We start from the raw sequence: 7,660 nt of genomic DNA, 5'->3' as shown, positions 1-7,660 counted from the left end.
GTTGGCTATGTTAGTGATGAACAGCTGTTAACAGATGATAATACGGTTGCTTGCCCTATTGGTTGGGCTACAACGTTACCAAGTTGGAAAGATGCTGGCTTTTATATGGATAAATTAGATATTACCAAAGAGCACCTAAGTAATCCTTTAAGTACTCCATACACAATGGCTATTATTAAATGGAAAGGAAATCCTAATACAGATTCTTATAATGCTATTCAAGAAGGGTTAAATTTACCCAATGGTATGGCTCAAGTTCTGTTTGAGCAGGATAATTATGCAGATGAAGGCTATACACCATCTTTTGTTGTTGCTGAACGTATTCGTAAGTTTTGCAATGCTTCTGAAGATGAGCTAATGGATTTAATTTTATCTTATAAAGATGATTAAAAAATCAACGCAATTGTATAAAAGGAAAACTGCAATCCCTTGTTATCGGGGATTATATGTAGGTCACTATTTAAAGCGTATTCCAGTACCAGAGCATGTAGAGCCTGAACTAGAAAAAAGGGGCTTTTGGAGCCGTTTTTTTAGACCCTATGATTAACCACGATTGTTTAACTAATATGAACAAAGTCGTGAAACACTGGTCAAAGAATAGGCGTGGAACGTGAAAAATCATAAAAAAAACCCACCTTGGGGAAGATGGGCTATCAACTAGAAACTACAGCATTGATTTCTAAGTGGAATTATAATGCATTTCGTATAAGGTGTATTATGTTAATTTTAGATAAACTATAGAATCCATTAGTTTTTAAACCAATAAATTAAATATTTTATGGAACTCCAGAATATTTATTCAGGCGATACTTAAGCAATAAGGGTAGGGTGATTACATAAAGTATTGCAGCTAATGCCCATACCATTCCAGGAGCTGATGCCTGAGTCATAAAATAGAGGCTAGTAACTAATACAGGACCAATTATAGCCCCCAGACTATTAAAACTGCTTAATAGCCCTTGTAATTCACCTTGTCTTTCATCACTAATACCTCTGGACATCATTGCTTGCAAAGCAGGAACGGCTACTCCACCAAGGGCAAACAATGGTAACAACGCAAAAGGCACCCATTCTTCAACAGCAATAGATAAAAGAAGTAAACCAATTGCATCGCAAGCTATTCCACATAACAACGTATTTTTCTCTCCAAACCTCTTTACCATAGGGGCGATAGCAAAAGCCTGTGCAATAGAATGGCATATTCCATAACTAGCAAGGGAAACACCTGCAATAAATATACTCCAGCCATAACGATCCTGCCCATAGATAACCCATAAAGTTGCGGGGACTTGTGAAACCAATGTGATAATTAAAAAGATACCAAGCAATGGAGCCATATTAGGTTGAGTGATCAAATAGGATAATTTCTTTAATATTGATTGCTCCTGAACCTTCTCAGTCATTTTATTGCTGTGTTTTGATTCTTTTAATAAGACTGCTGTCATTATTAAAAGAATCCCATTCATAAAAGCAGCAGCAAAGAACGGTGCATGTAAGTTCCATTCACCCAAAACTCCACCTATTACCGGACCCGCTATAAACCCAATACCAAAGACAGCTCCAAGGAGACCAAACCTTTTTGCACGCTCATGGGCTGGAGTAATATCTGAAACATAAGCTGTTGCAACAGCCATGTTGGCACCTGTAATTCCCGCAAAAATACGACCAATATATAGCCACAATAGAGAAGGAGCAGCAGCCATTAGGAGATAATCAGCCGTTGCACCAGCAATTGAAATAATTAATACAGGTCGACGTCCAAATCGGTCACTCAACGCTCCAAGGATAGGTGCAAAAATGAACTGCATCAGAGCATACACAGCTAATAAAGCACCATAGTGAACACCGCCTGCTTCAGCTCCAGCCAATGACCGTAATAATTCAGGCAAGATCGGCATAATTAAACCAATCCCAACAGCATCCAGAAATATAGTGATTAAAATCACGCTCAATGATTTCTTCACAAATGCCTTCTCTAGCAATGATAGAATTAATATTCTCTCACACACTCCCTATCAGTGATAGATTTATGAGTAAAAAAGATATTGCACCTCAACGTCTGACACGTGAAATAGTCCTGCGTACCGCATTGGATATGTTGAATGAAGAAGGCATAGATTCAATAACCACACGCAAGCTAGCTCAACGATTGGGTATTAAATCTCCAACTCTATATTGGCATTTCAAGAATAAATCCTTGTTAATGGAAGCAATGGCGGAAACCATTATAAATGAACACCATTTAGTTTCTTTACCCATCGATGGGATGACATGGCAAGATTGGTTGCTCGCTAATTCTGTAAGCTTTCGTCGAGCACTACTAGCTTACCGTGATGGTGCTCGTCTACATGCAAGAACTAGCCCCAGTCAAGGACATTTCAACACGATTGAGGCCCAAGTTGCGCTGTTATCTCATGCTGGGTTTTCTCCTGTTGAAGCAGTTGCATTACTTATGACATTAGGAAGGTTTATTGTTGGGTGGGTCCTTGAGGAGCAGCAAGAAGAAATAAGATCAGACCCACCATTCGAAGCCGATCCAACTATATATCCACTCATGCTCCAAGGAGTGAATACCTTACAAAATATGAATGCGGATGACATTTTTGAAAATGGGATTCGTATGGTGATTATCGGTGCTGAAAGACAACTTGATATTAAAATGCAAACTTAACTCTATACTGCTTTAAGCAACTGTTCTATTTAGTAATAAAGCTTTTATCCTTAATTATTTAACATAATGGCTGTTATGCGAAACGAGATCTACCAGCTCTCGTTTTTTGTTATGGAAACTGCTAAAATTCAAATACGCCATTGACGTATAAAGAGTCCATGTTATTTATTGAAACCAGCATCTTTACCAAGCAAATTAAAGACCTTGTATCTGATGAGGAATATCGTCAACTTCAGCAAGATCTTTTGGTACAGCCTGATAGAGGTGACCTAATCAAGAATGGCGGTGGTATTCGCAAAGTACGTTGTGCTCAAGGTAACAAAGGGAAAAGTGGTGGGATACGGGTGATTTATTATTGGGTCACCGAGGATGATCAGATCTTTTTCTTAGTGGCTTATCCAAAATCAGTAAAAGATAATTTAACAGATAAGGAAACCGCCATTCTGCACCAACTCGTGAAGGAGCAATTTCATGGATAACAACTTATTTGATGACTTGGTTGCTTCAATCAAAGAAGCTGGAGCTATCAAACGTAAAGAAGTTAAAGCAAGCCGAGTTACAGAACTCGAATTGCCTGATATTAAAGAAGTACGTGAAAAAACTGGCTTGAGCCAAAATGAATTTGCTGCACGTCTACATATTAGCCCCCGTACCCTGCAAAATTGGGAACAGGGACGACGCTATCCAACTGGACCAGCAGCTACATTGATTCGAATTTTAGATGCTCACCCAAGCCTTATTTGAAAAAATTACTTAAAAAATGGGAGCTTAAGGCTCCCATTTTTATTTCGTATAAGGTGTATTATGTTAATTTTAGAAAATCTTCACTACTATTATTTTAAAATAAGCCTTATATCCAAGCATAAAACAAGGTTGTCTAGACTTCTTTTAACAGTAAAGTTATCATAAAACTGAATTTTATTTTTTAGGTAAGTTTATGCATTCTATCCGCATTCGTTAAGACACAACTATTTGCATAGTGACACTATTTTATAATGGTGGGCTTTTGTTGTGTCTTTAAGAATATATGCGGATATATAAAGTAAAAGTATGCTTAATTTATAAGTATGCTTTTAGTGCATAGTTTCCAGTTATAACTTAATTGACTAGCTATTTGTCCACCCTGTGGATGAATAGCTTTTTTTTTGGGAGGACACTGTGATGCTAGCTTTTGTTTTCACCTAAATCCTGTTTGCTGCATAAAAAATTTCAAGAGCTAAACAGGAGTAAATAAAAATGAGTTTAATTATTAAAGCGAGAAACATACGCTTGGATTATGCTGGGCGTGATGTTTTGGATATTGATGAATTGGAAATTCACTCTTATGACCGTATTGGTCTTGTGGGTGATAACGGAGCAGGAAAGAGTAGTTTACTCAAAGTACTTAATGGCGAAATTGTTTTAGCCGAAGCGACATTACAGCGTTTTGGTGATTTTGCACATATCAGCCAACTGGGCGGAATCGAAATAGAAACGGTCGAAGACCGGGCAATGTTATCTCGCCTTGGTGTTTCCAATGTACAAAACGACACAATGAGTGGCGGAGAGGAAACTCGTGCAAAAATTGCTGCCGCATTTTCCCAACAAGTACATGGCATTCTAGCGGATGAACCAACCAGCCACCTTGATCTCAATGGAATAGATCTACTTATTGGTCAACTTAAAGCATTTGATGGAGCATTACTTGTTATCAGTCATGACCGATATTTTCTTGATATGGTTGTAGACAAGATATGGGAGTTAAAAGACGGTAAAATTACGGAATATTGGGGTGGTTACTCGGATTACTTGCGTCAAAAAGAAGAAGAGCGACAACACCAAGCCGTAGAATATGAGCTGATGATGAAGGAACGGGAGCGATTAGAATCTGCTGTGCAAGAAAAACGCCAGCAAGCTAATCGATTAGACAATAAGAAAAAAGGAGAAAAATCCAAAAACTCTACCGAAAGTGCTGGACGACTTGGGCATGCAAAAATGACTGGCACCAAGCAAAGAAAACTGTATCAGGCAGCTAAGAGTATGGAAAAGCGTTTGGCTGCATTAGAAGATATTCAAGCACCAGAGCATTTGCGTTCTATTCGTTTTCGTCAAAGTTCAGCCCTAGAACTGCACAATAAGTTCCCGATTACGGCAGATGGTCTGAGCTTAAAATTTGGTAGCCGTACTATCTTTGATGACGCTAACTTTATAATACCGCTTGGCGCTAAAGTCGCTATAACTGGATCGAATGGAACAGGGAAAACGTCCTTGTTAAAAATGATATCAGAACGTGCTGATGGATTAACCATATCTCCAAAAGCTGAAATTGGCTACTTTACACAAACAGGATATAAATTTAACACGCATAAATCTGTGCTCTCCTTTATGCAGGAAGAGTGCGAGTACACAGTTGCGGAAATTCGTGCAGTATTGGCTTCAATGGGGATCGGAGCGAATGATATTCAAAAAAACTTATCCGACTTATCGGGAGGTGAAATCATCAAACTGCTTTTATCCAAAATGCTTTTAGGAAAATATAATATTTTGCTTATGGATGAACCAGGAAACTATCTTGACCTAAAAAGTATTGCCGCATTAGAAACAATGATGAAGTCCTATGCAGGAACTATTATCTTCGTATCTCATGACAAGCAATTGGTCGATAATATTGCTGACATTATCTACGAGATCAAAGACCACAAAATCATCAAGACTTTTGAGAGAGATTGTTAATGATAGCCAATCTAATCCGAACATTAATTATTGAACTCTTTAAAGGAAATTAAAAATGACAATTCAAGATATTCAATCACTTGCTGAAGCACACGGCTTGTTGCTTACGGACAAAATGAATTTCAATGAAATGGGCATTGATTTTAAGGTCGTTTTTGCTCTTGATACAAAGGGGCAACAATGGTTGCTGCGTATTCCTCGTCGTGATGGCATGAGGGAACAAATCAAGAAAGAAAAACGCATTTTAGAATTGGTAAAAAAACATCTTTCTGTAGAGGTTCCTGATTGGAGAATTTCATCTACAGAATTAGTGGCTTATCCCATACTTAAAGATAATCCTGTTTTAAATTTGGATGCTGAAACCTATGAAATAATTTGGAATATGGACAAAGATAGCCCGAAATACATAACATCTTTGGCAAAAACCTTATTTGAAATCCATAGTATTCCTGAAAAAGAAGTTCGGGAAAATGATTTGAAAATTATGAAACCTTCAGATTTAAGACCTGAAATAGCAAACAATTTGCAGTTAGTAAAATCTGAAATTGGTATAAGTGAGCAATTGGAAACCCGCTACAGAAAATGGTTGGATAATGATGTTCTATGGGCAGATTTCACCCAATTTATACATGGCGATTTATATGCTGGGCATGTACTAGCTTCAAAGGATGGAGCTGTTTCAGGCGTTATTGATTGGTCAACAGCCCATATAGATGACCCAGCGATTGATTTTGCTGGGCATGTAACTTTGTTTGGAGAAGAAAGCCTCAAAACTCTAATCATCGAGTATGAAAAACTAGGGGGTAAAGTTTGGAATAAACTATATGAACAGACTTTAGAAAGAGCAGCGGCCTCTCCTTTGATGTATGGTTTATTTGCCTTAGAAACTCAAAATGAAAGCCTTATCGTTGGAGCAAAAGCTCAGTTGGGAGTTATATAATTTAAAAATATGATTGCTGAGAACTGCCTTGTTTTGAAACTTGGTTGGCTTTAATTAGTTTTTAGTATTCTTTATAGAAAATGCCTCGATCAAGGGGCATTTCTAACAATCATTTAACATAAAATTTCTTATGTGAAGTAACCTGAATGCAGCGGTGCCCCATTGGGGGCGCGTTGAGATAAGCCTCTTTTAGATAACTTTAGCAACTCGATAGACAGTTGCAACTCCACAATTCACTGCTTTGGCAATTTCTTCCTTAGTCATATTGCCAACTACTAGCAATTCTTTTATTCGTTTATGTTTAGCCTCATTTGCCTTCTTGCCTGTTGGTTTGTAACCCGAACGTGCCAGGCCCTGCTTAATACGTTCTATACGTTTCTCATTGTCTAGGCGGGCCATTGTTGCCAGAAGATCAATCAACATATTGTTGATGAGTTCCAAGATTGAATGAGTAATGCTGTCACTGGTTTGAATCATTTGGTAGGTAGTAGGAAGATCTGCTACGACTAAACGAAGTCCCTTCTCCTGGATCCTGCGCTTCAGCTCTTGAAAATCTCGTTGGGTTAGGCGTGATAAGCGGTCAATACTTTCAACTAACAATGTGTCACCTTGATTTGCTTCTGACAGTAGCTTATTCAATTCAGGTCGGTCTAACTTCGTACCACTATAGTTTTCCACGTACACAATGGTTTCACCCAAATTCAAGTTTTGGTTTAGATCCTGAAGAATCTGCAAAGCCCTTTCTGCATCTTGATCTTTAGTTGAAGCTCGTAGATAAATACGTGTATTCATTTCTATCATTTAATCTTAATTCTATTAGATTAATGATAATACTATCATTTAATTATTGCATTAAGTCTAATGATAGATATTGTATGCGATTTGGCTCGCTATCATTCAGGTATAGTCTTTTGATAAAAAAAGCATGACTAAAAGCCATGCCTTGGGAATTCGTATAACGTGTATTATGTTAATTTTAGAGAATCTTAAAAAATACTTTTATGAAAAATAAAATTGAAGATTTAAAATCAACAATTCAAGAACTAATAGAATTGTTTGAAGAACAGAATTTAGAACATTGGGCAGAAATGTATAAAAGAATACTGTTCTATATTGATGATGATCTAGAATACGCAAAATATAAAATACAAAGTACCATTGGAGGAATGGGATCAATGGATGATATCGTTTTATATCGCAATGGTGATCCACTTATCAAAGAAAACAATCGTTTGGATTACTTAAGAAGTAAATTATATGTTTTTTGCGAAAGCTAAATTATTCTTAATATCGCTAATTTAACATAATGGCGATTATACGAATCTAAAAATGGGAGT

At 37.2% G+C, this 7,660-nt stretch carries 9 protein-coding genes and 1 pseudogene; 8 read left to right on the top strand and 2 right to left on the bottom strand.

Annotation, left to right across the window (positions count from 1 at the left end; all coding sequences use genetic code 11):
- On the top strand, window positions 1-390 hold a 390-nt coding region (locus tag D7V32_RS16300; RefSeq protein WP_120403850.1), incomplete at its 5' end, for a hypothetical protein.
- A gap of 73 nt (window positions 391-463) precedes the next feature.
- Window positions 464-547, top strand: a pseudogene (locus tag D7V32_RS16295) (plasmid replication DNA-binding protein); the annotation flags it as partial.
- A 229-nt stretch (window positions 548-776) separates the two neighbouring features.
- On the opposite strand, the gene tet(39) reads toward D7V32_RS16295, so the two are convergent.
- Window positions 777-1,964 carry a tetracycline efflux MFS transporter Tet(39) gene (gene tet(39), locus D7V32_RS16290; protein ID WP_087551687.1) on the bottom strand — a complete coding sequence of 396 codons (1,188 nt, stop codon included), beginning with the start codon at window positions 1,962-1,964 and terminating at the stop codon, window positions 777-779.
- Window positions 1,965-2,029: 65 nt separating this feature from the next.
- On the opposite strand from tet(39), the gene D7V32_RS16285 reads away from it, so the two are divergent.
- The 5 genes from D7V32_RS16285 to D7V32_RS16265 all read left to right on the top strand — a co-directional run bounded on the left by D7V32_RS16285 (window position 2,030) and on the right by D7V32_RS16265 (window position 6,323).
- On the top strand, window positions 2,030-2,671 hold the full coding sequence (locus D7V32_RS16285; RefSeq protein ID WP_004787586.1) for a TetR/AcrR family transcriptional regulator C-terminal domain-containing protein: 642 nt from the start codon (window positions 2,030-2,032) through the stop codon (window positions 2,669-2,671).
- A gap of 158 nt (window positions 2,672-2,829) precedes the next feature.
- On the top strand, window positions 2,830-3,150 hold the full coding sequence (locus D7V32_RS16280; protein ID WP_000897307.1) for a type II toxin-antitoxin system RelE/ParE family toxin: 321 nt from the start codon (window positions 2,830-2,832) through the stop codon (window positions 3,148-3,150).
- Entirely contained in the window at window positions 3,143-3,415 is a 273-nt protein-coding gene (gene nadS / locus D7V32_RS16275) for a NadS family protein (RefSeq protein ID WP_000369781.1), read from the top strand. The genes D7V32_RS16280 and nadS overlap by 8 nt, the downstream gene beginning before the upstream one ends.
- A 492-nt stretch (window positions 3,416-3,907) precedes the next feature.
- Window positions 3,908-5,383 carry an ABC-F type ribosomal protection protein Msr(E) gene (gene msr(E), locus D7V32_RS16270; RefSeq protein ID WP_000052512.1) on the top strand — a complete coding sequence of 492 codons (1,476 nt, stop codon included), beginning with the start codon at window positions 3,908-3,910 and terminating at the stop codon, window positions 5,381-5,383.
- Window positions 5,384-5,438: 55 nt separating this feature from the next.
- Window positions 5,439-6,323, top strand: coding sequence for an Mph(E) family macrolide 2'-phosphotransferase (locus tag D7V32_RS16265; protein WP_000155092.1), 885 nt, complete (start codon window positions 5,439-5,441; stop codon window positions 6,321-6,323).
- 189 nt (window positions 6,324-6,512) lie between these two features.
- Here the strand turns inward: D7V32_RS16265 and D7V32_RS16260 are convergent, their stop codons facing one another.
- Window positions 6,513-7,124: a recombinase family protein gene (locus tag D7V32_RS16260; RefSeq protein WP_015060246.1), complete on the bottom strand. Its 612-nt coding sequence runs from the start codon at window positions 7,122-7,124 to the stop codon at window positions 6,513-6,515.
- Window positions 7,125-7,324: 200 nt separating this feature from the next.
- Between D7V32_RS16260 and D7V32_RS16255 the strand changes: the two genes are divergently transcribed.
- Window positions 7,325-7,600 (top strand): DUF6966 domain-containing protein, encoded by a 276-nt coding sequence (locus tag D7V32_RS16255; RefSeq protein WP_004967304.1) that lies wholly within the window; start codon window positions 7,325-7,327, stop codon window positions 7,598-7,600.
- The last annotated feature ends 60 nt before the right edge of the window (window positions 7,601-7,660 follow it).

Origin of the sequence: Acinetobacter tianfuensis, from assembly GCF_003611465.1 — a bacterium.
GTDB classification, from domain to species: domain Bacteria; phylum Pseudomonadota; class Gammaproteobacteria; order Pseudomonadales; family Moraxellaceae; genus Acinetobacter; species Acinetobacter tianfuensis.
Note: the sequence above shows the minus strand (reverse complement) of the source record. Positions and strands in the feature narration are given on the sequence as shown.

Excerpts from the sequence above, each read along its gene's own strand:
- D7V32_RS16285 (WP_004787586.1), top strand. The coding sequence starts at position 2,030 with ATGAGTAAAAAAGATATTGCACCTCAACGTCTGACACGTGAAATAGTC.
- D7V32_RS16280 (WP_000897307.1), top strand. The coding sequence starts at position 2,830 with ATGTTATTTATTGAAACCAGCATCTTTACCAAGCAAATTAAAGACCTT.
- nadS (WP_000369781.1), top strand. The coding sequence starts at position 3,143 with ATGGATAACAACTTATTTGATGACTTGGTTGCTTCAATCAAAGAAGCT.
- D7V32_RS16265 (WP_000155092.1), top strand. The coding sequence starts at position 5,439 with ATGACAATTCAAGATATTCAATCACTTGCTGAAGCACACGGCTTGTTG.
- D7V32_RS16260 (WP_015060246.1), bottom strand. The coding sequence starts at position 7,124 with ATGATAGAAATGAATACACGTATTTATCTACGAGCTTCAACTAAAGAT.
- D7V32_RS16255 (WP_004967304.1), top strand. The coding sequence starts at position 7,325 with ATGAAAAATAAAATTGAAGATTTAAAATCAACAATTCAAGAACTAATA.